The sequence below is a fragment of the Helicobacter cinaedi CCUG 18818 = ATCC BAA-847 genome (assembly GCF_000155475.1).
In the GTDB taxonomy this organism is placed as follows: Bacteria; Campylobacterota; Campylobacteria; order Campylobacterales; family Helicobacteraceae; genus Helicobacter_C; species Helicobacter_C cinaedi.
In genome coordinates, this window is sequence record NZ_DS990391.1 from 348,010 (window position 1) to 370,133 (window position 22,124).

A 22,124-nucleotide genomic window follows, 5' to 3' on the forward strand; every position below is an offset into this window, starting at 1 on the left:
GGGACCCGATTTGTGAGGGGATTGCAACACTTGCCATAAAGGGCTGTTGTTCTTTTATGTTTTAGTGGGACCCGATTTAAGGGGATTTGTATCACTCTAATGCTTTTACTTGTTGTATCAAAGTTTGTCTATCTTATGTCATTACTAGGGCTTTGCCAAAGTATATAATCCACACAAACAAAAATCCTGTTATTTTTCTACAAAGTCTTGTAAGATTCTTAAATTTAGCTAGAATGCTGTGTAAAAAAATGACGTATTTAAAAGGAAATAGATGAATAACTTCAGCAAAATCGGCTTTGTTTTGGCGACTTTGGGTAGCTCCATAGGCTTGGGACATATTTGGCGGTTTCCCTATATGGCGGGGGAAAATGGCGGTGGAGCGTTTGTTATCTTTTATCTTATCTTAGCCATTCTCATTGGTGCGTCTATGCTGATGGCGGAAATGCTCCTTGGCAATAAGGCCAGAAGCAATCCTTTGGATAATTTTACTATCCTTAATAATCTTAATAAACTTCCACCAAACACACCCACACAAGATCACAATACCACAGATTCTAAGTCTGGCTCTTCACTTATGTGGCTTGGCTTTTCTACCATTGCCGCACCGCTTATTCTTAGCTTTTATGCGGTTGTTATGGGCTGGATTATGTATTATCTCTTTTATGTGAGCTTTCATCTGCCAACTAACATTAATGAAGCTGATGTGATATTTAATGAGATTACCTCGCGTTCCCTTTTGTGGCAAAGTGTGTGCTTTTTTGGGGTTATTGCGATTACGGGTATTATCGTGGGCTTTGGGGTGAAACGCGGGATTGAAAGTCTCAATCTTATCCTTATGCCGCTTTTGTTTATTATTTTTGTTGGGCTTTTAGTCTATGCGATGAATCTACCGGAATTTAGCAAGGCGTGGGCGTTTATGTTTCACTTTGAGCCAAGCAATATCACCACAAAAACGATTATAGAATCTCTAGGGCAAGTCTTTTTCTCACTCTCACTTGGTGTGGGGACGATTGCTGTGTATGCGGCAAGTGCGAAGCAGAATGAAAATCTATTTCAAAGCTCTGTATGGGTGGTGGTAAGCGGGATTGTCGTCTCACTCGTTGCTGGGCTTATGATTTTTACCTTTATCTATCATTTTAAAGGTGTGCCAAGCGATGGTGTTGGGCTGTTGTTTAAGTCCCTGCCTTTAGCGTTTAATGCATTAGGTGGCAGTGGAGCTGTTATCAGTATGTTCTTTTTTATCGCGGTGCTGTTTGCTGGGATTACTTCAACGGTGTCTATGCTTGAACCCGGCGTGAGTATCCTGCGTGATAAATGTCATTTTTCACAAATCAAAGCAACTTTTATCCTAAGCCTAGCGATTTTAGTGCTTGGCTTTTTGGTCATTCTTTGGGCAAATGCGGAAATGGAGCTACCCTTAATCTTTGGGCAACCACTCTTTGGTGTGCTAGATTCTATCACTTCTTCATTTTTAATGCCTGTGGGTATGCTTATTATTTTAACCTTTGTGGGCTGGAAGATAAGAGCAAATCACTTACGGACTTGGACGCCTTATCTGCCACAATGGCTTTTTGTAGGGTGGCTGTGGATACTTCGCATTATCGCACCTGCGATTATTCTTATTGTCTTGGCTTCAAAGTATTTTGATATTGTGGGCTTTATTAATAGCTTACTCGCTTAGAATCTCTCTCAACTTTGTGGCTTCAGACAGAGAGTTGCAAAATCTTGGAATAAGATTCTTGCTTCCTTTGGACCCGGACTTGCCTCTGGGTGATGCTGAACGGAGAAAATAGGCTTATTCTTATACCGCACACCCTCAATGGTATTATCAAATAAATTCCTATGCGTGATTGTAGCGATTTCACTGATAGATTCTGGCACACAATAGTTGTGATTTTGAGCGGTGATTTCTACTGCTCCACTTTGAAGATTCTTAATAGGGTGATTGCCGCCGTGATGTCCAAACTTTAGCTTATGCGTAGGATAGCCGTGTGCAATAGATAAAAGCTGATGTCCAAGGCAGATACCAAAAATGGGGATATTTGCTTCTATGAGTAACTTTATCTGCTCCACTTCATTGCATAGCACAAGTGGATCGCCCGGACCATTAGATAAAAACACACCTTGAATCTCGTCCTTTTGAAAACGAGCTACAATCTCATCTGCCTTAAAAGTATGAGGCATTACCTCTACTTCCAAGCCCACAGATGTAAGCTCGTTTAAAATATTAGCTTTTGCACCAAAATCAATGGCGATGACCTTTGCCTTAGGCTCTTTTGGTTTGACATAAGCAAAACTCGCAAAATCAAATACAGAATCCGTGTGCGTATAGGGCGTTTTGGTAGAAACCTGCTCTATAAAATTAATTTGACTTATATTTGGAACGGATTCTAGGGCTTCACGCAACTCATCAATCTGACTCATTTGCGTGGAAGCTATCATATTCATCGCCCCTTGTTTTGTAAGAAGCTTGATAAGCCCACGCGTATCAACATTGCAAATCCCCATAATATTGCGTGATTTTAAAAAATCCGCTAAACTCCCTTGAGCACGGAAGTTTGAGACATAATCATTATATGAAGATACAATCATACCAACACACGATGCACTTTTAGATTCATTATCATATTCATTCACGCCTACAATGCCTATCTCTGGCATACTAAAGATAACAAACTGCCCCGCATAGCTTGGATCGGTGATGATCTCTTGATAGCCTGTCATTGAAGTGTTAAACACCACTTCGCCTACAAATGTGCCCTCTGCCCCAAAACTCTTTGCCTTGAGACTTAAGCCATTAGCAAAATATAAGCTCACATCTTTTAGCTCACTCATAAAAGCCCTTTCTTACGCAACTCTTCTTCATAGAGTTTGCTAAAGACAATCTCATATTCTTCCGTGCCATAGGTAAGCTTTCGCTTGTATTTTTTAAGCCTTTCAAATACGGCATCTTCAGCCTTATCATAGATTCTGGAATAGTCATTGATGGCTTTAAAAATGATATTTTTTATAATGGTTTCTGATACGCTAAATGCAATTAAGCCCTTAGATTCTAAAGTGGATAGAATCTTATGCGAGACATCACTGCACCTATCCTCCCACGAAAGATAGAAGTTTCTCTCTTTTGCCACTTGACGCTTACACATTCTAAAAAGCTCACGCTCGTCCATATGAAAATCTTCAATCTCATCACTTCGCTCTTCTAGAATCTCACGCACCTTTTCATCAATGGCGAGTTCTTTTTGGATATTCTCCTGCAAGCATTCAAGGGCTACTTGAGCGATATTGGCAATAGGTGCTAAAGGTTTAATATGGGGAGAATTGCCTAAGTCAATACTGATTTTATTTGCGATATAAGGAGCGTGCTGTAATTTTAATCTCATATAGAATCCTTTGTAATTTTTAAAGTATTGTAGCTAGTTTTAGGTAAAAAATGGATTTAATCCCTAAAACAAAAGCTCTTCTTCAATATCAACCGCCATTGGCTTTTTACTTGGTAATGGAGAGTTTTCAGTATAGTAAAAATCCCCATAATCAAGGGTTTTTAGCTTTACCCCTTCTGGCACTTTAAACTTCCTTGAAATGCCCGGATCAAATGTCAGCACTTTAGAGAAAAAGTAAGCAAAAGCTGGAGGAGAGACAATACCACCAGATTCTGTTGGACCAATAGGCGTATTATCATCGCGTCCATACCACACAATAGCTTGAACATCGGGGGTAAATCCACAAAACCACCCATCAATATTACGATTTGAAGTGCCGGTTTTCCCAGCAACTTCAATGCCTTTGATTCTCGCTCTAAAGCCTGTGCCACGATTAACTACATCACGCAAAATGTCAATAGTCAAAAATGCTTGCTGTGCGGTAGTGATATGGCGAGATTGCGTAGGAGAGCTATAAATACTCTCTCCGCTTTTATTAATCACAGATTCTATAAGCGTGGGCTTTAAAATCGTGCCATAGTTTGAAAACATTGAATACTGCTCCGCCACTTCAACCAAAGATAGCTCAAAGCTCCCAAGCACAATAGACATATTTTCAGGCAGATCGTCAAAACCATCGCGTTTTAAGGCTTGATAGAGTTTGCCAAAGCCAAGATTTTGATCCACAAGATTAATCGTAGCGAGATTGCTTGAAGTCCGCAAAGCATCTTTAAGCGTCATAAATCCATTAAACTTACTTGAATAATTGCTCGGTCGCCACTCTTCAGATTCTGTCTCTTTTGTCCCTTCAGCCGCTGCTTCAGCCGCACCTTTTGTAGCAAATTTACGCGGCACATCAGGGATAAAGGTCGCTGGAGAATCCCCCTTATCAAAAGCCGCTTGATAGATAAAAGGCTTTACAGAGCTACCAATTTGCCTTTTGGCTTGTGTGGCACGATTAAACTTTTGCTTAGCATAATTCACCCCGCCAACCATCGCCAAAATATCACCCGTGTGCGTGTCTGTAACCACCATTGCACCATTAAGCGTATCGTTTTCGTCCATTGTTTCATCATTGTAAATTTTAGGATATCGCTCTCTCAAGCGTTTATTGATCTCTTCATACCCATACGCAACTGCTTCTTGTGCGGCTAACTGATAATCCAAATCAACTTTAAGCTTAATATAATATCCGCCCGTTTTTAAATCCTCAATATGCCCCAACTCACGCAACACCTCATCAACAACATAAGGAGCGACATTTTGCGTGAGCGTTTCATTATACACATCTGGCACTTCATTTATGGCGTTGTCGTGTTCTTCTTTTGAAATCCAACCAATGTCATATAATCTATCAATAATATCATTCGCCCTTGACATAGAATAATCTTTATTTTTTGTGGGATCATAAAAGCTTGGGGCTTTTGGTAGCCCCACAAGCATACAAATCTCTTTTAAACTTAGTTCGTGCAAAGTCTTGTGAAAATACCCCAAAGCCGCCGTTTTAATGCCGTGATAGCCGTGCCCAAATGAAATGCGATTGAGATAAAGCTCCAAAATTTTCTCTTTACTCAAATGTCGCTCAATATGAATGGCAAGCATTGCTTCTGTGAGTTTTCTCTTAAGCGTTTTTTCCGGACTTAAAGCGATATTTTTAATAAGCTGCTGGGTGAGTGTGCTTCCCCCCTCAACATAACGCATACTTTTAATGTTTTTTAGCATAGCACGAGAAATCGCATCGGGATTAATGCCGATATGCTCAAAAAATAATGTATCCTCCACTGCAAGAAGAGATTCTATAACACGAGGGGGAATCTCATCAAATGTAGCATAGAATCTAAAATTTTCATCAGTGAAAATATTAGCAATCAACCTATCTTTGCGATCAACAATCTGTGAAGCAAGGGCAAAGCGGTATTCCTTAATCTTACTTACTTCAGTTTCCACCTCATAAAAAAGCTTGATAAGATACGCACCTATACCCACTCCCAATACAATAGATACGACAAAAACCCCAACTCTAACTCTACGCCACATCAACTTCTACACTCTCTAGGAATCTTAAAAATCTTAAGCCTCTTGTGCTTGTGGCTCAACAGAAGATTCTGTGCCTGACAAAGCAGCACGATGGCGTTCAGCTTGTATCATTTCACTCTCCAAGCGTTTTATATCGCCTAGCACTTCTTCGCGTTTCTCATTATACATATCCACAATAGCTTTCATCACGCCATCGGAGCTTTGCTCCATCGCTAGAATCTTAGTATCAATAAGCTTTTTAGGGCAAGATTGTTTCTCATCAGCAAAGGTTTGTGCTAATGTAATCGCCTCTGTATGCACCCCCATATGGAAAGCATCAAGAGCCTTGTAACCTTGCGTATTGGCAAATACAGCCTTGCCTTCGCCTTCAAAATACCATTTACCCAAGCGGCAATTGTGGTGATCCACACAATTAAAGCTATCTGCCAAGCCAAAGATATAAGAGTAAAGATTATTTTTAAATACAATGTGATCAAGCTTCGCTAAAACGCAGAATATTCTGTTACTTAGATTAAATGTGCTGTGTTTTGTGATAAGACTATCAAGTTTTAGGTTATTCACAATGCCGTGAAGTTTCATTATCCCTTCTCTTACATTGCTTGTAGCTTCATTTGTCTCTTCTGTGCTTGTTTGAATATCATTTGCCTCTTGTTGCATTGATTTAACCACAACGGCAATTTCTTTTGTTGCTTTTTGTGTCTTTTCGGCAAGTTTTCTTACTTCATCAGCAACAACCGCAAAGCCTCTTCCGTACTCCCCAGCACGAGCCGCTTCAATAGCGGCATTGAGTGCTAAAAGGTTTGTTTGCTCGGCAATATCATCAATAAGCGAGATAACACTTGTAATCTCATTACTTCTTTGTGTGAGAGAATCTACAAGCCCAGAAGCCACTTGCATTTTTTCATACAATATCTCAATTTGATCTAGTGCTTGTGTGCTCATACCCAAGCCATCTTCAGCAGATTCAACTGCCTTGATAGAATATTCAGCCACACCATTTGATTCTGTAAGGACATTTTGCAATGAAGTTTGTGTTTCGGTTACACCTGTTTTTAAGCTTTTTGTATAGACTTCAAAAAGATTAGTGCCTGTGGTATTGTTTGTAAGATGATCAAGTGGAACGATAGAATAATACACCACATCTTCTACGCGTGTGCTTACTACGCTATAATCGTGGCGGACACAGCTAACACTACTCACACTTTCATTGAGTTGTGGAATGAGACACTCCATACGCTCCAATTTCTTAGCGACATCATTTTGATAGATGATCTCACCCCCCTTAAGTCCAATAATAGCCTCCACTTGAGAAAATCCAACGAGTGTCTCATAAACCTCAAGCTTCTTTGTAAGATGTGCAATATGTGCATCTTTCTCCATTATTTGTCGCTGTAATGCCTTGCTAGAACCAAACATTCAATGCTCCTTTGCTTGTTTTTTAATAAAATCGGCAAGTATTGTGCCATTTTTCACATAAATTTAATATCAAATTCTTATAAGTATGGATTCAAAATCCCATTCGCTTATCATTTTGTTAAAAAATGCACATTTTGAAACAAAACATACACCCAATCAAATTTAATGAGAAGATTTCTCATTTGCATTTTTACGCATTTTATTGCTATAATGCCAAGCAAAGTAAGAATCTCATCAAACAATATCTTGAGACAAAACCAATCAAGGAGTAATGATATGAATGCCAATCACCGCGTAGAGACATTAGATTCTATCCTTGAGCGACTGCGAAGCTCTATTAAAAAAAATGGCTTGAAAAACTCTAAGCAACGCGAAGAAATCATCTCTGTTTTATATAAAAGCGGCACACACCTAAGCCCAGAAGAAATTACAAACATCATCAAAACAACGGATAAAAATGCAAGTATCTCATCTGTGTATAGAATCTTAAGCTTTCTTGAAAAGGAAAATTTTATTACCGCACTTGAAGCAGATAAAAGTGGCAGACGCTATGAAATAGCCGCAAAGGAGCATCACGACCATATCATTTGCCTTACTTGTGGGGATATTGTGGAGTTTGTTGATGATGAGATTGAACGCTTGCAGCTTGACATTGCCAAACAATTTGGTGCAAAGCTCATTAGCCACGATATGCGACTTTTTGTTAAATGCTCAAAATGTCAGGGGCTGTGAGCCTAGATTCAAACCAAATTCAAAGCTCTGTTTCAAAACTTTAATCAAAATTATATTTTTAAGCAATTTGTAAGCTTTAGGAGATTTAAAAAGTATCTCGTCATTCTAAAAATCTTTTCCTTAAAACAACTTAAAATCCATCCCATTTCAATCCCTTAAATTTTCAAACTCTTTGTTCTCTTTGCTTCTCTCTCTTTTCTTAAAGGCTATTGAAACTTTTGGAATTTATTTTCCACCGCCTCTAATTATAATATATAAGGGAAAGAGTAGAGTTTAATTCATATTGCTTCTAAGGTTAATAAGTTTTAGATTCTAAGTTAAAGAGCAAAAATAGAAAATTAGATTAAAAGATTGAGATTGTAATTTGAGATAGGCTCTTAAGTGAAAAAAGACAAAAAATAAATTTTAATGTCTTTGCATTTGCTTTCAAGTTCATTTTCTTATGTGTGATGAGTGAAAAGCATTTTAGATTCTAAGTTATCAATATTTTGACTTGAAGTGAGAGATGAGTTTTGTTTTGAGAGTGAATATAAGATAATAGCTTTCAAAGATAAAACAAAGATGATTTGAAGTGAGTGAGAGATTGCTTTAAAGAGAAAATATTTTTGCTCTTAAGTTCATTTCAATAACTCAAAGTAAAATTGTTTTTCTCTTATTGTTTGGTTGCAAAGTTTGCTTGTGAAGCTTGGAAACTTTTTGCTTTGTATCCCTAAAATTTATCATTTTTTGATAAATTGACTTGAAACTCCGCCCTGTGCGGACAGAATGAGTATTTATACACATTCTTAGGATTATCCTGCACTTTTTTGCCTTTTTGACTTTACTTCTTTTGATTTTATTTGCTTTTCTTTTGCCTTTTATCTATAAAATCTCTAATGTTTTTGGAGCGACAAAAATTAAAAATGTCTTTGGGGTCTTTTATTCTTTTATAAGGGACAAAAAATGGCAGATGAGTTTCAAAGGGTAATGCTTGAATTACCGCCTGAATATCCTTACAAAGAGAGCAAACTCTTTGAGTATGTTTCTTTTAGAAGGGCTAGAAAAACACGAGAGATTTATCGCTCTAAGGTTAAAAGCTTTTTTGTTGCAAACATAAGACAAGGTAAGCCTTTATTCTCTTCTCAATCTACTTCCGCATTCGCAAAGAAAAATGTTGTCATTAAAAATATTAGCAATATGAAAAAGGCTCATTTAAAAAATGCCCTTGAATATACGATTAGCCATAGTGATAGCCAAGTGGGGATTGATTATTTGGGAGAGTTTGTGAATGTCAATGATATTATGCGAGATTGGGAGCAAGACTTTTCATCAAATCCAAACACAAATGAAGCCCTGCATCTTGTTTTCTCTTTGAATGAATCACATTCTCAATCAGTCCTTGAAACACTTACTGAATCTGCACGACAAACTATGCAGAGTTATTTTCCTACTTACAAATGGGTAATGATACCCCACTCTCATCAAAACAAGCCTCATATTCATATCATTCTAAACAAGACTGATATTTTTACAAAAAAGAAACTTCACTTTGGCAACAAGAATGATATAGCTCAATTTTATGAAGAGCTAAGAGAGGATTTCAAATACAATCTCTTTACATACTCAAGGGGGAAGCTTGATTATGTAAATGAAGTAAAATTTGATAAGCGTTTTAGACAAGATATGCTGGATTCTAAGATAGATACTTTAGAGAAGCTCCAAGCAATCAAAGATTCAAACAAAGAGCTTGACTTTATGGCAAACTACAAAAGGGCAATTTTTGACTTTTCAAATAGACACAAGGGCTATTCTCAAAAGTTAAACGCTGTTACTAAATCTCTCAAAAATAAAAGCATTTATCTTGGTCATATAGAAAGAAAGATTGAATCTTTAATGCTGCAAAACATAAATCCCACATTGTTACACCAAAAACAGCAGCTTTTACAAGCACAAATCTTAGAAGATACTAAAGAGCAAGAAAGATTGAAAAAAGCTCTTGCGGATTTAGATTCTGCATTGAGACATTTTTTAGATTGGGAAGCTAACTTCAACACCTTTTCAAAGAATTTTCAAGAGAAAGAGAAGCAAAAGGCTTTTGTGAAGTCTTTTGTTGGATATGAGAAATATTTATCGGTAGAATTAAGCCAAAAATTAAGAGATACACAAAAGGCTATTGCAAAGAGCGAGAATAGCCTTAAAAATAAGTTTTCTAATGTTAATGAGGTGGTCATAAAGGGGCTAAGTAATTTTAATGAAAAAAGCAATGTTTTTAAGCTTTCTTCTAGCTATTCAAAATTGATTTTTTATAAAGGCATTGTCTCAAGTATAGATTTTAGCGATAATCAAAGCTTAAGGGATAAGAAACAAAAGAGCATAGATGACTTAGCAATGCTTGAAAAACAAATTATTGAGCTTATGCGTATTCATTTGCAAAAACTTCCAAAGCAAATTGAAGATTCTTTATCTGCACTTGAATCGTTAAAACAAGATAGAACGCTTGATAGTATGAGTTTTGCTCGTGCTGCTGTAAGATTGAATAAGAAAATAAATTTTTATGAATCTTCACTTAAAGCCATTATGCGTTTTCAAAAGCGATATGGCATAGAGCTTGTTTCTTCTGCCACTATAAGTGAGAAACAAAATGTAGCACGAGCTAAAGAGCAAATACAAACTAAGACTTCACAAGAACATATAAAGCCTACAAATAATGCTCTCACGCAAGATTCTAATCAAGCAATAAAGCAAGATAAGCAAGGGGCAAGTAAAGGGATAGATAAAGATGTCTCTCACACCAAGAAAAGCCCCCTTTCTTTATAAGAAAAAGCATTAAGAATTAAGCTTTTTTATTTTATCAAGTAAGCGATCTTTGATATTTGCCTTTTTGACTGCTAGATATGCTCTTAAAGCTTCTTCTGTAAAGCTACTCTTAGATTCTCCCCTTTCTCCAAACTCATTTAAAAACTCATCAATTTCGCCCATTAGTTCTTCATTGATAGAAAAAGTAAAGATTCTCTTTTTACCACTTTGTTTTTGCTCTACTTTTTGTTCTATTTGGGGTTGTGTTTTTGTGGGTGCAGAGTTTGTAAAAGAGCTTTTAAAATCATTATCTTGCGTGTTTGTAGTCATTGCCTGTGCTTCTTGGTTGTTTTCTAGCTGACTTATCTGCTCAAGTTTGTTTTTTCTATTGTATTTCATCGTGTTTTGCCTTTGTGTTTGGGTTTATTCGTTTTAGGTAGGGTTTGTTTGTGGATATTTTGAATAGCGTGGATATTTTCAAGCGTTTTTGTATATTCTGCTACAAAAAAATCTACATAAGGCTTTGTCTCTCCTTTTTCATAATAGCATAGCATACAATCTTTGTATTGAGCCTTTATTTCTGTTTCTGCCCTTGAGGCATTAAAAGAGATGAAAGGCAATCCATCATTAAGTAAGCTTAGATTCTGCAAGGTTCTTGCCAATCTTTTATTACAATCTTGAAAATATTGCAAATAAGCAATATTGTTATGAATGTAAATTGCCTTATCAAAAGGATTGTGAATCTGCGTGTAACATTGGAGCATTTTATCCATTTGCATTTCTAGCTCTTGGGGATTGTGCAAAGGGATATAATCGCTATTGCCTATGGTAACAGCAACATCTCTTACTCCACCTTGAGCTTTTTTAGGCAGCAAGCCTTGAGATAGGATTTGATGAATTTCTCTAATGCTATGCTTTGTAATAGGCGATTTTTGCTCTAAAACATACTCAAGGGCAGATTTGATGTTTAAAAGCATATTGGCTTCATCTATACTTTTTGAGCTAATGGGTTTGCGTGTTTCAAATAGCGTTTGTGCCTCGCCCCTTGTGTATGTATTACCCTCAATAACTGCTGAAGTGTAGATAAAATCAAAGCAAAGCTTGTGCATAATAGATTTTTCATCTCGCATTGATTCTAATAATTCTTGCATACAAATCCCTTGTGTAAGGGATTGTAAAAAGGCATTTTGTTCCGTTGAGATAAAACTTTTTATCTCTAGGAATTTTGTGTTATAGGCTATCATTCTTTTCCCCTGAAGTGTCTAGCACTTCTTTAAACATTGCTTCAAATCCGCTTTTTGCTTTTTCATCATTATATTCATTAATGCCTAAGCCCTCACTTATAGCCCTTTTATATGCGATTCTATCATAAATGATATTTTCACAAATATGAATATCATCTAAAGAGCTTTCTTTACACAAATCAAGCAAGGCTTCTTTAAAGTCTTCTAGCTCTTTTGTTAAAAAGGGATTGGGACTTACCTTGTTAATAACGACATACACTTCAAGGTTGCTATTAAAATCCTTTACTTCCTTTACTCTCTCTACAAACTCACATAGCACATCAAAGTCAAGTTGGCTAGGGGTTGTTGGGATAACAAGCTTATCCGCATACAACATAGCCTTTCTACACTCCACACAATCGCTACCCTTTGTGTCAATCACAATGTATTCATACAATTCCACACTTTGCTTTAAGCTTTGAGTAATGTCTCCACTTCTATTAGAGAGAGTAAAATAAGGCAGGTTTAAATCCTGTTTTTCTTGGGATTCTCTAATATTGGTAAATCCCTCGCAATTTTTTTGTGAATCTGTATCAAGTAATAAAACTTTTTGTGATTGTTCTAAAAGTTTTGTGGCGGCATTAATAGCGATTGTGCTTTTGCCACTTCCGCCTTTTTGGTTTGCTATGGTAATTATCATTGCTTCCTCCTTTATTGGTTTGCTGTTTTCTTGTCTTGCGATTCTTTAATTCCTGCAAAAAATGCCTTTGCCATTATGATTTTGGTTTGGAGCATTTGCATTATTTCTTGTGGCTCAAAAGTTTTATTCTCAAACTCTTCTTTTGCATTAAGGTAATTGCCAAGTATATACATCATTTCAGATTCTAGAATGAAAAGCTCCTTTTTGTTCGTTGGCTGCTTGATTTCTGCAATATCATTTTGCAAATCTATGTTTATCATAATAAATTCCTTTTGTTATGTTATATGTATTATAACATATTATTATTAATAATAATATATTTAAATAAAAATATTATGTTATATTATAAATAATCTAACATAATATAATAACATAAAATAAATATAATAATATTATTTAATAAAGCAACAATATAATACAAAACAATACAATAGCATTAATATATTAAAAGAAATTAGATACCTGATTATGCACATCTTCATTCATATGCACATAAATCTGTGTATTATTCAGCGAGGCGTGTCCTAGTGCCTTTTGCGTTAAAAGAATATCTCTAGATTCTCTATATACAAATGAGGCAAAGCTGTGTCGCAATAAATGGAGATTATTACCCCTTATCTGCACCGCTTTGATTTTTTGTAAAATGGGTTTCATTGGGGTTTGAATATGCAAATTGGGTTTATCTTTCTTATAACTAAATACATATTGATGATTTAGCCCCATATTCTCCCTATGCTCCAAAAGATCATTTAACAAATTCCCCACAAAACTCTTTTTAATAGATACAAAACGCTCTTGGGAGCATTTACCTTTAATCTTAATGATATATTGCGTGGCGTTTTCTTGTATATCATTCTTGCAAATATGTCCTAACTCTCTCCTGCGTATGCCTGTGTAGGCTACAAACAAAAGGGCAAGTTTGTGAATCTTATCTTTGAGAGTATTCTCTTCAAGCATTTTGACTTCATTTAAGAATTGCTTATATTGAAAATCATTTAAAAATGAGGGGAGCTTCTTATCTTTTAAGAAACTCATATGAATCCCTTTAAGATTTATTGTGTTAATGCCTTTTTGTGCTAAAAACCGCAAAAATAGACTAATCATTCTATAATGTTGATTAATGGTTGAAATTTTTAATCGCTTTGTGAGATTAAAAAAGTATTGAAAGATAAATTGCCAATTTATACTTATCTGCAACAGAATTTTGTGAATATGTTTTAGCCTTAAGCACAAAAAATTCTCCTAAAAGGGTAATGATTTCTTTTTCACTTAGTGTTTGTGATTTTTGTTGTGAGTGTTTCATTTTTTAACTCCTTGTGTAATGTATTGGAGTTATTATATCGGCAAAGAGAGTGAGAGTGGGGGCAAAATACGCCATTCACACGCATTAAATCCCTTATAATTAAGATAGGGATTCCTATCTTAATATGAGCTAATTTTGATTTTGTGTATCATTCATTTGTTGCAGAAACTCTTCTCCATCAATAACAATTTGATTGCTAACAGAAGTATTGCTATCATTGTTAGAATCTTGAGAGTTTTGCATATATGTTGGCTGTGTTTGTATGTCTTTGTTTTCTAATTTTTGAAAGACATAGATTTTTTGAGCGATGATATTGACTTTAGAATGCTTTTGCCCATCTTTTTCCCAAGATTCCCAATTAAGAGAGCCTTGTATAAAAGCATTTGAGCCTTTTTTAAGGCTGGGGTGAAGTTTTTGAGCATAATTGCCATAAACAATCACTTCAAAAAACATTGCCTTTTTTTCAATATTGCCACGCTCATTGGTAAAACTTCTATTCTTTCCTATTAAAAAACTCACACAAGGTGTGTTTTTACTGCCTATGTATTTGATTTGGGCATCTGCTGTGAGATGTCCATTAATGCTGATATTATTCATTATCTGCCTCTTGCTTTGCTTTTTGGTTTATTTGTTTTTTCTTGAGCTTTCTCTTGTGTATGCTCTTGAGCCTTACTTTCTTTTTGCTCTGTGTTTTTAGCTTCTTTTGCATTCTCTTGTTGTTTTACATCTAGTTTAATTGCACCATTGTCAATGAGATTTTGCACTTCTTGTTTTTGCCTTTCATTTAGCCCTTTAGGCACTTGATAATCTACTTTAAGATTCTGTGCTTTAAAGTATTGCTGAATCTGCTCTGCTGTTACAGGATTAAGTCTTGATTCTATGTCTTGCAAAATGACTTTAGAAACTTTTGCTTCATAATTTTTGAGATTCTTGTATATGTGAGAAAACTCCTTTTCTTTATCAAGCTCTTTAAACTTGTTAAATCCTGTAATATTATTGCCATTAACCTGCTCGCCATTAGCCATTTTATTCCATACCTCTTTGACTTGATTAAGTTTTTGAGCTAGGCTTGGAAACTCTGCAATGTTATACATAAGCTCTGTTTGCAATTTTGGCTCTTTAAGCGGCACAAGTTCGGTTTTGATTTTGAGATAGGGTTCATTGGTTTTTGGATTGATAACCGCATTACCTTTTGCATCTTTTTGAGTAACCATCTCAAATTGATACAAAGGCTCTCCATTCTTACCTATTCTTTGATTATTATCCTTATCAAGCAATGGAATAGGGTTGCCTTGCTCATCTTTTTTCAGCACATTCACGTATTCGTTCTTTTGAATATACTGAATTTTCACAGCCTTGTCTTGCCAATTTTCTTTAATAGCATTAATCTCTTCAAGTTTTGCTCCTAAAAACTTTGCATCATTTAAGCTTATCCACTCATTACTTGGATACTTCTTTTCTGCTTGTTTAATATCTAGCATTAAAGAATTTAATCCCTCAAAGCTATTGCCTGTGCTTGGATTATACGCCCTTTGAAAGGAATCTGCACTATGATGTTTGAAAAAAGGTGCATACTGCTCCTTAATACTTTTAGCGATTGTTGCTACCGCATTTGTAGCGATAGCTTCTCTTTGTTGTTCATATACTGCACTCATACTATTCTCCTTTAATTAATTATCAAGATTGAGTTCTTCAAGCAAGGCTTGATTCTCTGCATCTTTTTTGTCTTTCAACTCATCATCACTGAGTTGAGTAACGCCATACGCATAGAGCTGTGCCGCATCTGTTTGGCTAAGTTCTACAACTTCATTCATTTGAAACTCCTTTTAAAATTGGGATAATGAAGTGTAGCTATTTTTACAATCATAAGAAACTGCATAATTTTAAGGGAGAAAAAGATGTGTATAAAGCCTTAGCTAAGATTCTCATCTTCTTTATTTCTATTAAGCGAAGCAAAGACAATAGAGTGAGGGAGATTAAGGAAGTTTTTACAAAAATAGATTGTTTTAAAGCTTATATGATTGCCATTGATATTTCTGCCTTTAAATTCCATTCTTCTATCAAAAATGATAAGTTCAAGACTAGAATCTAGCACATTGCTGTAATTATCATTAAGTAAATTAATCGGTAAAAGCATAGCGTAGGGTTTATTGAGTGTATTTAGTCTTTGTAAAATCTCTCTTTTCTTAGAAAATGGAGGGTTTGAAATGATGTAGTCATAAGATTCTTGTGGTTCATAATGAAAAAAGTCTTTTCCCTCATCTATATGAGAGAATATGACTTTATGATTATGTTCTGTTAAGATTCTTACAAATTCACTCCATTGCTTGTCAAAAGGACACCATATAGTGCTTTTTTCTTTGATATAAGGCAATAATGCCTTAACTGCATATGCAGGAGTGTAGTATTCATCATTTCTTTTGCTTAATCCTAGGTAACAACTCATTATAGATTCTCTTATTAGAATGAGGGGAAGCCAAATTCATCAAGTTTTGGTTGTTTTTCGCTTAATAGCACCGCATTTGCATTTTGATTGATTTGCTCTTGCAAAATTTGTGTTTTATCCTTGTATCTTTCATCATCAAGCTTGTTCTTACCTTGCATTGCCATTTTTTCTTCTCGCTCTGCTACAATATTTGCTGTCATTGCCATTGTCTCATTAAGAAAGGATATGTGAGTGGCAATTTCACGCAAATAATCAATCATAATAAATTCTCTATCGGCTTGGGATTGGGATTTATCGCCATTAGAGTTCTTTTTGGCTTTTTCTAACATCTCTTTTTCTTTATTCTTTACATAATCAAGGCTAAGTAAGATAGGATCGCAACCGCCGCTTTTTGTTTTTCTACAATACTCTACATTATGTTTTGAAGCTAGACTTGGATCTGTTACACCAAGTGAAAGTTTCATTTGCTCCATTCTTATTTTAAGTGGGGCGAGTTTTTTTTCCATCTCTTGTTGGTCTTTCTTATCTTGTGCTACGATTTGCTTAATTTTTTCTTGCTCTTGTCTCTTATACTCTTCAAAATCTCCATTTAAAAGAGATTCTTTCATTTTATTATCTATCTCTGCGGTTTTAATAGCATTTTCATAATTTTTTAATTTCTCACACATAAGCATTGCTAAAGGCAAACCTTTAATGCTGTTGTTAATTGAGGATATATCGTGTGCTGTAATATCTGTAAATTCTGTGAGCATTGCATTTATATCTGCTTGTAATGGTGTTTCTTCTCCTACTTTTGTGAGTTCTATTTTTGTGCTTTCAGTATCTATGCTTTCTAAATCTAAAAAGGGGCATTTTTCTTGTAAATTTCTTCTTCTAATGTTTTGACTTATATCCCAATCTTGAGCCGTTCTTTTTAACCGCTCTGCATTGTATTTAATAGATTCTATTGTGCTATTAAGATTTTCTATAACTTCCATAGGGTTGGCTATTTTTAAACCATCTTTTTCCATAAGAGAATTTGCTTTGTTCATTACATCATTTATTGCATTAAGCTTATCCACTTGAGCCTGAGCTTTTTCTATCATTTTTACATATTTTTGATATTGAGCCACAAGCTGGGCTAAAAGCGAGGGGGATTCCACGATTGAAGCACCTAAACAATAAGCCCTCATAGGAAAAATGCTTAATATGCAAATCATCAATAAACGCACCATAGCTATTGCTCCTTATTTGATTTGTGAGATAGTAGGGGGGATTTGTTTTTGGACTACTATCCCGCTGGGATTATAGCTATTTTGCTGATTTTATTGTTACACATCTTTTTTTGTGTAAAAAAGATGTGTATAAATTAGATGGCAAGAATTGAAGTTTTGTGTTTTTGTGATTCATCATACAATTCCGCAAAGTGTAAGATATTATTATTTGTGATTTGCACACTAATACCATCGCAATCACTTTGTATATCCACAAACACATTACCTTGATATTGCAATAAAAATGACACACATTTTTCTATATCTTGTTGATTAACTTCCATTTTCTACTCCTTTTTTTTGTGAATCTGTCCTTTAAAGACAAGAAGCATTATATTACAAAGCAAAGCCCACAAACCCCTAAAATACGCCATTCAAAAGCATTAATTCCCTTAAATTAAAAACTTATTCTAAATCTTCAGGTGGAATATGAGCTGTTGCCCATTGTTTGTATTGAGATGTTTGCTTTCTGTATAGACTTGGTTTTATTGGGTTTTCTTCACTCCATAAGCCTTTAGATTTTAGCTTTGCTTTCAATTCTAAGTGCATATAAGCTAAAGAATGTTCCTTATATGCCCACGCATAGCCTTGAGCTACTTGCATAGCATTAGCATCTTGATTATTACATTTTAATATGCCTACAATTCTTCCATATTTATCTTTGTATTTTATTTGAAGTTGTATGTTGGATTGTATGGGACAGAGCTTTTTGAGATTATTTCTAGATTCTACGCCAAATTTTTGTTTAAGTTCAGGGGCATCTATGCCATAAAGCCTTACCTTAAGCGTATTGCCATTATGTAAGAGTGTAGCCGTGTCTCCATCATAGATTTTAAGCACCTTTGCTTCTATACTTTCTCCGCTTAGATAAGCAAGATTATAGCCACTGAATTGACTAGCAATAATACCAAATGCTGTTAGGATTGATAAGATAAGAGTGATGTGTTTTTTAGGCATTGTTTTTCTCCTTGTGTTTATGTTACCTACGATGTTTTATGCTTTGAGATTTTTTATTGTGTTGTGAATTGTCTTTGATTTGACTATCCTCTTGCTTTTGCTGCTGTGAAGAGTTAGCCAAAGGGGATAGTATATTTTGATTATCTATGTAAGTTTGCAGGGCTTTTTGTTTATCAAGGTTTGTGTGGATTTTTTTATAGTGTTGGAGCTTCTCTTGTAGCTCTAAAAACTGATTAGCTTCAGCGAGTGTGAATCCTGCTACTTCTTGAGTGATTGCCTGAAGTTCTGCACTTGTATTCGCAAGTTCTTGACTTCGTTCGTTAATTGTTTCGCTTCGTTCGTTAATCGCTCCTCCTCTTCTGCTTTCCGCTCCGAGTATTCTGCTGCCGCTTCCATTATGTGTGGAGGTATCTCGGATTCTAGGAATGCTAATTGTTCGGGGTTGTGGCGGTTTTGGTAAAGCAGTTTGACTAGCATTTCCAATCCCTCCTCTGTGGGTATTGGAATGTGTGCGTTCTTGTGTGGCTGTTGTGTTTGCATTTGCATATTCATTGCTTTTCTCCTGTCTTTGTTGTGAAAGTTCAATTAATATTCTAACAAAATCATTGCCATCTTTGGCTGAATGATTTTGATTTTGTGAATCTTGTTGGTTTGTGCTTTGAGATGTTTTGTTTTCTTGCATTATCTACCTTTGCTTTTGCCTTGTGATTGAGATTGTGTAAGAGTATCTATCTTATTGTTAGTGATAGCATCTAGCTTTTTTGCATTCTCTGTTAAGAGATTTGGGGAATGCTCTTTTATCTTTTGGGCGATTTTTTGATTTACTCCCTCGCTCATACGCTTATCTAGGGCGTTGTCTGATTTTTCCATTTTGATAGCTGTCTTTACAAAATCATTGACTGCATTATTTGTTACATTTTCGCCTACACTTGCGGTAATGGCTGTTTCTAAGCCTTTGTCTAAAAGCTTATTGTTTGTGAGATTGTATTTTAAGCCTTGTTCTATCATATCTTTATGCTCTTTGCTTAATGTTCCTTTGTTTTGCAAGATAAGCAGAATTTTCATCTCATTTTCACTCATACCATTTTTGCAATACTCATAAAACTCTTTTTTAAAGTCTTCCTTGCTAATAGGCATATTGAGATTATCCATTTTCTTTTTCTCAAACCAATCTATCAAATCTTTAAAATATGTATCAGGATTAAGCTTTCTTTCATCTGCGATTGAGGGCGTATATTGTGCCTCTTGTTTAAATTCATTGATGAAGTCATTAATAAAGTTTTGTGAATCTTGATGTTTTGCTTTGGCTTGTGTAATATCAAAGGCGATATTTGGCTGCCATTGCTCTTTGTTTGGAGCTTTGTCATATTCTTGCTTTAATCGCTCTTGTTCTTCTTTGGGGAGAATAAATTCATTATCATATACTTTATACACTTCATCGCCTTGCTTAATGTTTTGCACAATACCCATTTCTTCAAATTCTTTATGATGAGTTTGGGCGATGTCTTCAAGGGCATTTTGAATCTTATCTTCAAAGCTAAGATTTTGTGTTTGTTCTAATGGCTGATGATTTTGCTCTATTGTGTCTGTGTTAGCTTCTTGGCTTAATTCTTGGGCTTCTTGTGTTTGCGTGGGTTGATTTGCTTCTTGTTGTATTGTGGATTCTTTTAAGTCTTGTGATATGTCTTGGTCTTGAGCTTTGTCTAATTGATTTTCATCATCTTTTGGAGTTGTTTGGGCTTCTTCTAATCTCTCTTTTTCTTCTTTTACTTTATCATTGATATGATTAAAAATTCTGCCTTGAGGCATTGCTTCAAAACCCTCTTCTATGCCCCTTGCCCCATCTTTAATTATATTTCCTAGCGTTATTTCGCCTTTTTTGACTTTTTCCGCTTCTTTCATAAATTTTTCAATGAAAATATCTCTATCTTTTGGAGTTAAAAAGTGCATAAAACGCTTAAACTCATTAATCATTTCATCGCTTTGAATCTCATCAAGTGTAATTGCCATATTGTGTCCTTTTGTCAAAATATCGCAATTCTAAAACAAAACACAATCATAAGAAACTGCATAAATATAAGGGATAAAAAGATGTGTATAAAAGCGGAGTAAAAACAAGTAGAGCGTGAATCTAAGAAAACAAAAGGAAGAATAAAAGAGAGTGTAAGCCCTGTATTATTTAGGGCTTAAGCTGTTGGAGTAAAAACATTATAAGGGTAGCATTTGCACTTGTTGAAATGAGAGCTGCCGATATACCAACGCCTACAATCCATTTAATCATACCTGATTTAAATTCTGCCATTTCAAGTCTTAAGTTCTGTATATCAGCTTTTAGCTCTTGCTTGACTTCAGTGATTTGAGTTTTAAGTTCCTGTTTAGCTTCAGTGATTTCAGCACGCACAAAGTCCTTTGTGGCAAGTTCGCCTTTGATTTTTTCAATAGCCTCTTCCTTAAGCTCATTGGCTGTAAGAATCTTTTCATTGTCTATATCTTGCAGAATAGCTTGTGCCATTTGAATGCCATCTTGTATGGTATTTTGTCTTTGTGTTTCATCTTTAATGTGAAAATGTTTATTGATAAAATTCTCAATAACTAGCATTGAGCTTTGACTTAGCGTTAAATGCTTCATTTTGTTAATCCTTTAGTCTAGATTCTCGTTTATTATGGCAAATCTTTGCTTAATTTGCCAATTTTCCCTCATCATATAGCCTTGATAGGTGTAAAATGTTATCTTTGCTAATCTCAAGGCTTAGGCTGCTTGTGTCATTCTCTACATCCACAAATACCTTTCCATTATGATGATAAGCCATAATATCGCATTGCAATAAAAATGCAACGCATTGTTCTAAATCTTGTTTTGTAACTTTCATTCGTGATTCCTTAAAACCAATCTATCCTTACATAACCATCTGTTTGTGTGTAGCGAGATGTTTTTGCAATATGGATTAAATCTTTAAGCATTTCTCTTTCATTCTCATTTGCTTTTGTGATCTTATCTTCTGCAAGGTTAAGTAAATCGTGCTGCACAATCTCTACAAATGGGCTTTCATCATTATGAAAATAATCAATCTCCATTTTTTCAAGCATTGATGTAAAATCATCAAGTGAGATATAAAACTCACTCCCATACTTAACGCTGTATTCTTTTACTAAATGTGCCTTTATCATCTCAAACTCCTTTTAAAAACACTTAAAATATGGAAGTTGCGGAATACAATCCAAAACTTCTTTTTGATAAACAAAGCTTTTAAATTCCTTTGTTCTTTTTATCTTTTTTATAAGAAACTCATCTCTACATTCAAGCGAGGCTAGAAAAGCCATCACTTGCCTTGCTATTAGCTCTTGATTCTTGGCTCTATTTTTTCTCATCTTTACTCTCCTTTTAGAGTGTATAACGCAAAGTTATCTACTAGCGACATTATCTTTTCAATCTCTTTCTCTTTCATAGCTCCTAGCTCATAACTAAGCCTTATGAAAATCTCCATACGCAAAGGGTTGTAATGTTTTTGCTCGCTCCCTCTTAAAAATTCCCTTTCCACAATGTTAAACTCATCATCTATGATATATGTCCCATTATCGCCATTATCTGTATCCGCTTCTTCATAGTCTATCTCTTCACCATCAAAAACCTTAGCTGATACTTCCACAAGCCCATCAAAGCCTTTGCCTAAATCCTTTGCGACCTTAAGTAAAGGTTCAATAGAATCTCTCCCACCATTCCAATGCTGGTAGATAGCCCTTGTTTTTTCATTATTTGTAATCACACAACGATTTCCCATCTCTGCTCCTTTTGTTTTTATGCGTGTATTATATTACAAAGCAAAGCCCACAAACCCATAAAATACGCCATTTAAACGCAT

The 22,124-nt window shown here is 35.2% G+C and carries 27 protein-coding genes; 3 read left to right on the forward strand and 24 right to left on the reverse strand.

Annotation, left to right across the window (positions count from 1 at the left end):
- The first annotated feature begins 271 nt into the window (after window positions 1-271).
- The gene (locus tag HCCG_RS01905) at window positions 272-1,681 is read left to right on the forward strand and encodes a sodium-dependent transporter (protein WP_015453822.1); all 1,410 of its coding nucleotides are present in this window, start codon (window positions 272-274) and stop codon (window positions 1,679-1,681) included.
- 8 nt (window positions 1,682-1,689) lie between these two features.
- Here the strand turns inward: HCCG_RS01905 and carA are convergent, their stop codons facing one another.
- The 4 genes from carA to HCCG_RS12925 all read right to left on the reverse strand — a co-directional run bounded on the left by carA (window position 1,690) and on the right by HCCG_RS12925 (window position 6,875).
- A complete protein-coding gene (gene carA, locus HCCG_RS01910; RefSeq protein ID WP_002955693.1) occupies window positions 1,690-2,835 on the reverse strand; it encodes a glutamine-hydrolyzing carbamoyl-phosphate synthase small subunit in 1,146 nt (381 codons plus the stop codon).
- Window positions 2,832-3,383, reverse strand: a complete 552-nt coding sequence (locus HCCG_RS01915) for a DUF507 family protein (RefSeq protein ID WP_002955694.1) — start codon at window positions 3,381-3,383, stop codon at window positions 2,832-2,834. Before HCCG_RS01915 ends, carA begins: the two co-directional genes overlap by 4 nt.
- Before the next feature lie 63 nt (window positions 3,384-3,446).
- Window positions 3,447-5,459, reverse strand: a complete 2,013-nt coding sequence (locus HCCG_RS01920; protein WP_015453823.1) for a transglycosylase domain-containing protein — start codon at window positions 5,457-5,459, stop codon at window positions 3,447-3,449.
- 33 nt (window positions 5,460-5,492) lie between these two features.
- On the reverse strand, window positions 5,493-6,875 hold the full coding sequence (locus tag HCCG_RS12925; RefSeq protein ID WP_002955696.1) for a methyl-accepting chemotaxis protein: 1,383 nt from the start codon (window positions 6,873-6,875) through the stop codon (window positions 5,493-5,495).
- Between the two features lie 276 nt (window positions 6,876-7,151).
- On the opposite strand from HCCG_RS12925, the gene fur reads away from it, so the two are divergent.
- Entirely contained in the window at window positions 7,152-7,607 is a 456-nt protein-coding gene (fur, locus tag HCCG_RS01930) for a ferric iron uptake transcriptional regulator (protein ID WP_002955698.1), read from the forward strand.
- Between the two features lie 942 nt (window positions 7,608-8,549).
- Entirely contained in the window at window positions 8,550-10,403 is a 1,854-nt protein-coding gene (locus HCCG_RS01935; protein WP_015453824.1) for a relaxase/mobilization nuclease domain-containing protein, read from the forward strand.
- Window positions 10,404-10,412: 9 nt separating this feature from the next.
- On the opposite strand, the gene HCCG_RS01940 is transcribed toward HCCG_RS01935, so the two are convergent.
- The 20 genes from HCCG_RS01940 to HCCG_RS02025 form a co-directional block, all read right to left on the reverse strand.
- On the reverse strand, window positions 10,413-10,781 hold the full coding sequence (locus HCCG_RS01940) for a ribbon-helix-helix domain-containing protein (RefSeq protein WP_002955702.1): 369 nt from the start codon (window positions 10,779-10,781) through the stop codon (window positions 10,413-10,415).
- Window positions 10,778-11,626 carry a Fic family protein gene (locus HCCG_RS01945; RefSeq protein WP_002955703.1) on the reverse strand — a complete coding sequence of 283 codons (849 nt, stop codon included), beginning with the start codon at window positions 11,624-11,626 and terminating at the stop codon, window positions 10,778-10,780. Before HCCG_RS01945 ends, HCCG_RS01940 begins: the two co-directional genes overlap by 4 nt.
- Window positions 11,613-12,305: a ParA family protein gene (locus HCCG_RS01950; protein WP_002955704.1), complete on the reverse strand. Its 693-nt coding sequence runs from the start codon at window positions 12,303-12,305 to the stop codon at window positions 11,613-11,615. Before HCCG_RS01950 ends, HCCG_RS01945 begins: the two co-directional genes overlap by 14 nt.
- A gap of 11 nt (window positions 12,306-12,316) precedes the next feature.
- The gene (locus HCCG_RS01955; RefSeq protein ID WP_002955705.1) at window positions 12,317-12,565 is read right to left on the reverse strand and encodes a hypothetical protein; all 249 of its coding nucleotides are present in this window, start codon (window positions 12,563-12,565) and stop codon (window positions 12,317-12,319) included.
- Between the two features lie 184 nt (window positions 12,566-12,749).
- Window positions 12,750-13,340, reverse strand: coding sequence for a tyrosine-type recombinase/integrase (locus HCCG_RS01960; RefSeq protein ID WP_015453825.1), 591 nt, complete (start codon window positions 13,338-13,340; stop codon window positions 12,750-12,752).
- A 115-nt stretch (window positions 13,341-13,455) separates the two neighbouring features.
- Window positions 13,456-13,608 (reverse strand): hypothetical protein, encoded by a 153-nt coding sequence (locus HCCG_RS11890; protein WP_015453826.1) that lies wholly within the window; start codon window positions 13,606-13,608, stop codon window positions 13,456-13,458.
- 129 nt (window positions 13,609-13,737) lie between these two features.
- A complete protein-coding gene (locus tag HCCG_RS01965; RefSeq protein WP_002955708.1) occupies window positions 13,738-14,205 on the reverse strand; it encodes a single-stranded DNA-binding protein in 468 nt (155 codons plus the stop codon).
- Window positions 14,205-15,263: an ArdC-like ssDNA-binding domain-containing protein gene (locus HCCG_RS01970; RefSeq protein ID WP_002955709.1), complete on the reverse strand. Its 1,059-nt coding sequence runs from the start codon at window positions 15,261-15,263 to the stop codon at window positions 14,205-14,207. The genes HCCG_RS01965 and HCCG_RS01970 overlap by 1 nt, the downstream gene beginning before the upstream one ends.
- 15 nt (window positions 15,264-15,278) lie before the next feature.
- Window positions 15,279-15,422 (reverse strand): hypothetical protein, encoded by a 144-nt coding sequence (locus tag HCCG_RS12120; RefSeq protein WP_002955710.1) that lies wholly within the window; start codon window positions 15,420-15,422, stop codon window positions 15,279-15,281.
- Window positions 15,423-15,520: 98 nt separating this feature from the next.
- On the reverse strand, window positions 15,521-16,054 hold the full coding sequence (locus HCCG_RS01975; RefSeq protein ID WP_002955711.1) for a hypothetical protein: 534 nt from the start codon (window positions 16,052-16,054) through the stop codon (window positions 15,521-15,523).
- A gap of 14 nt (window positions 16,055-16,068) precedes the next feature.
- Entirely contained in the window at window positions 16,069-17,226 is a 1,158-nt protein-coding gene (locus tag HCCG_RS01980; RefSeq protein ID WP_230197827.1) for a hypothetical protein, read from the reverse strand.
- Window positions 17,227-17,402: 176 nt separating this feature from the next.
- Window positions 17,403-17,591 carry a hypothetical protein gene (locus HCCG_RS01985; protein WP_002955713.1) on the reverse strand — a complete coding sequence of 63 codons (189 nt, stop codon included), beginning with the start codon at window positions 17,589-17,591 and terminating at the stop codon, window positions 17,403-17,405.
- A 121-nt stretch (window positions 17,592-17,712) separates the two neighbouring features.
- The gene (locus tag HCCG_RS01990) at window positions 17,713-18,264 is read right to left on the reverse strand and encodes a thermonuclease family protein (protein WP_002955714.1); all 552 of its coding nucleotides are present in this window, start codon (window positions 18,262-18,264) and stop codon (window positions 17,713-17,715) included.
- Window positions 18,265-18,286: 22 nt separating this feature from the next.
- Window positions 18,287-18,946, reverse strand: a complete 660-nt coding sequence (locus HCCG_RS01995; protein ID WP_002955715.1) for a hypothetical protein — start codon at window positions 18,944-18,946, stop codon at window positions 18,287-18,289.
- Entirely contained in the window at window positions 18,946-20,274 is a 1,329-nt protein-coding gene (locus tag HCCG_RS02000; RefSeq protein WP_002955716.1) for a hypothetical protein, read from the reverse strand. The genes HCCG_RS01995 and HCCG_RS02000 overlap by 1 nt, the downstream gene beginning before the upstream one ends.
- A 169-nt stretch (window positions 20,275-20,443) precedes the next feature.
- The gene (locus tag HCCG_RS02005; protein WP_002955717.1) at window positions 20,444-20,893 is read right to left on the reverse strand and encodes a hypothetical protein; all 450 of its coding nucleotides are present in this window, start codon (window positions 20,891-20,893) and stop codon (window positions 20,444-20,446) included.
- Window positions 20,894-20,942: 49 nt separating this feature from the next.
- Window positions 20,943-21,134, reverse strand: a complete 192-nt coding sequence (locus HCCG_RS02010) for a hypothetical protein (protein ID WP_002955718.1) — start codon at window positions 21,132-21,134, stop codon at window positions 20,943-20,945.
- Window positions 21,135-21,144: 10 nt separating this feature from the next.
- Window positions 21,145-21,432: a hypothetical protein gene (locus HCCG_RS02015; RefSeq protein WP_002955719.1), complete on the reverse strand. Its 288-nt coding sequence runs from the start codon at window positions 21,430-21,432 to the stop codon at window positions 21,145-21,147.
- Between the two features lie 12 nt (window positions 21,433-21,444).
- Complete coding sequence (locus HCCG_RS02020; protein ID WP_002955720.1) at window positions 21,445-21,633, reverse strand: hypothetical protein; 189 nt, start codon at window positions 21,631-21,633, stop codon at window positions 21,445-21,447.
- 2 nt (window positions 21,634-21,635) lie between these two features.
- Complete coding sequence (locus HCCG_RS02025; protein ID WP_002955721.1) at window positions 21,636-22,043, reverse strand: hypothetical protein; 408 nt, start codon at window positions 22,041-22,043, stop codon at window positions 21,636-21,638.
- Window positions 22,044-22,124: the final 81 nt, after the last annotated feature.

Coding starts and splice junctions, on each gene's coding strand:
- fur (WP_002955698.1), top strand. CDS start 7,152: ATGAATGCCAATCACCGCGTAGAGACATTAGATTCTATCCTTGAGCGA.
- HCCG_RS02015 (WP_002955719.1), bottom strand. CDS start 21,432: ATGATAAAGGCACATTTAGTAAAAGAATACAGCGTTAAGTATGGGAGT.
- HCCG_RS02005 (WP_002955717.1), bottom strand. CDS start 20,893: ATGAAGCATTTAACGCTAAGTCAAAGCTCAATGCTAGTTATTGAGAAT.
- HCCG_RS12925 (WP_002955696.1), bottom strand. CDS start 6,875: ATGTTTGGTTCTAGCAAGGCATTACAGCGACAAATAATGGAGAAAGAT.
- HCCG_RS01985 (WP_002955713.1), bottom strand. CDS start 17,591: ATGGAAGTTAATCAACAAGATATAGAAAAATGTGTGTCATTTTTATTG.
- HCCG_RS02025 (WP_002955721.1), bottom strand. CDS start 22,043: ATGGGAAATCGTTGTGTGATTACAAATAATGAAAAAACAAGGGCTATC.
- HCCG_RS02000 (WP_002955716.1), bottom strand. CDS start 20,274: ATGGCAATTACACTTGATGAGATTCAAAGCGATGAAATGATTAATGAG.
- HCCG_RS01905 (WP_015453822.1), top strand. CDS start 272: ATGAATAACTTCAGCAAAATCGGCTTTGTTTTGGCGACTTTGGGTAGC.
- HCCG_RS12120 (WP_002955710.1), bottom strand. CDS start 15,422: ATGAATGAAGTTGTAGAACTTAGCCAAACAGATGCGGCACAGCTCTAT.
- HCCG_RS01940 (WP_002955702.1), bottom strand. CDS start 10,781: ATGAAATACAATAGAAAAAACAAACTTGAGCAGATAAGTCAGCTAGAA.
- HCCG_RS01995 (WP_002955715.1), bottom strand. CDS start 18,946: ATGCAAGAAAACAAAACATCTCAAAGCACAAACCAACAAGATTCACAA.
- HCCG_RS01975 (WP_002955711.1), bottom strand. CDS start 16,054: ATGAGTTGTTACCTAGGATTAAGCAAAAGAAATGATGAATACTACACT.
- HCCG_RS01945 (WP_002955703.1), bottom strand. CDS start 11,626: ATGATAGCCTATAACACAAAATTCCTAGAGATAAAAAGTTTTATCTCA.
- HCCG_RS01970 (WP_002955709.1), bottom strand. CDS start 15,263: ATGAGTGCAGTATATGAACAACAAAGAGAAGCTATCGCTACAAATGCG.
- HCCG_RS01915 (WP_002955694.1), bottom strand. CDS start 3,383: ATGAGATTAAAATTACAGCACGCTCCTTATATCGCAAATAAAATCAGT.
- HCCG_RS01990 (WP_002955714.1), bottom strand. CDS start 18,264: ATGCCTAAAAAACACATCACTCTTATCTTATCAATCCTAACAGCATTT.
- HCCG_RS01955 (WP_002955705.1), bottom strand. CDS start 12,565: ATGATAAACATAGATTTGCAAAATGATATTGCAGAAATCAAGCAGCCA.
- HCCG_RS01935 (WP_015453824.1), top strand. CDS start 8,550: ATGGCAGATGAGTTTCAAAGGGTAATGCTTGAATTACCGCCTGAATAT.
- carA (WP_002955693.1), bottom strand. CDS start 2,835: ATGAGTGAGCTAAAAGATGTGAGCTTATATTTTGCTAATGGCTTAAGT.
- HCCG_RS11890 (WP_015453826.1), bottom strand. CDS start 13,608: ATGAAACACTCACAACAAAAATCACAAACACTAAGTGAAAAAGAAATC.
- HCCG_RS02020 (WP_002955720.1), bottom strand. CDS start 21,633: ATGAGAAAAAATAGAGCCAAGAATCAAGAGCTAATAGCAAGGCAAGTG.
- HCCG_RS01950 (WP_002955704.1), bottom strand. CDS start 12,305: ATGATAATTACCATAGCAAACCAAAAAGGCGGAAGTGGCAAAAGCACA.
- HCCG_RS01920 (WP_015453823.1), bottom strand. CDS start 5,459: ATGTGGCGTAGAGTTAGAGTTGGGGTTTTTGTCGTATCTATTGTATTG.
- HCCG_RS01965 (WP_002955708.1), bottom strand. CDS start 14,205: ATGAATAATATCAGCATTAATGGACATCTCACAGCAGATGCCCAAATC.
- HCCG_RS01980 (WP_230197827.1), bottom strand. CDS start 17,226: ATGAGGGCTTATTGTTTAGGTGCTTCAATCGTGGAATCCCCCTCGCTT.
- HCCG_RS02010 (WP_002955718.1), bottom strand. CDS start 21,134: ATGAAAGTTACAAAACAAGATTTAGAACAATGCGTTGCATTTTTATTG.
- HCCG_RS01960 (WP_015453825.1), bottom strand. CDS start 13,340: ATGAGTTTCTTAAAAGATAAGAAGCTCCCCTCATTTTTAAATGATTTT.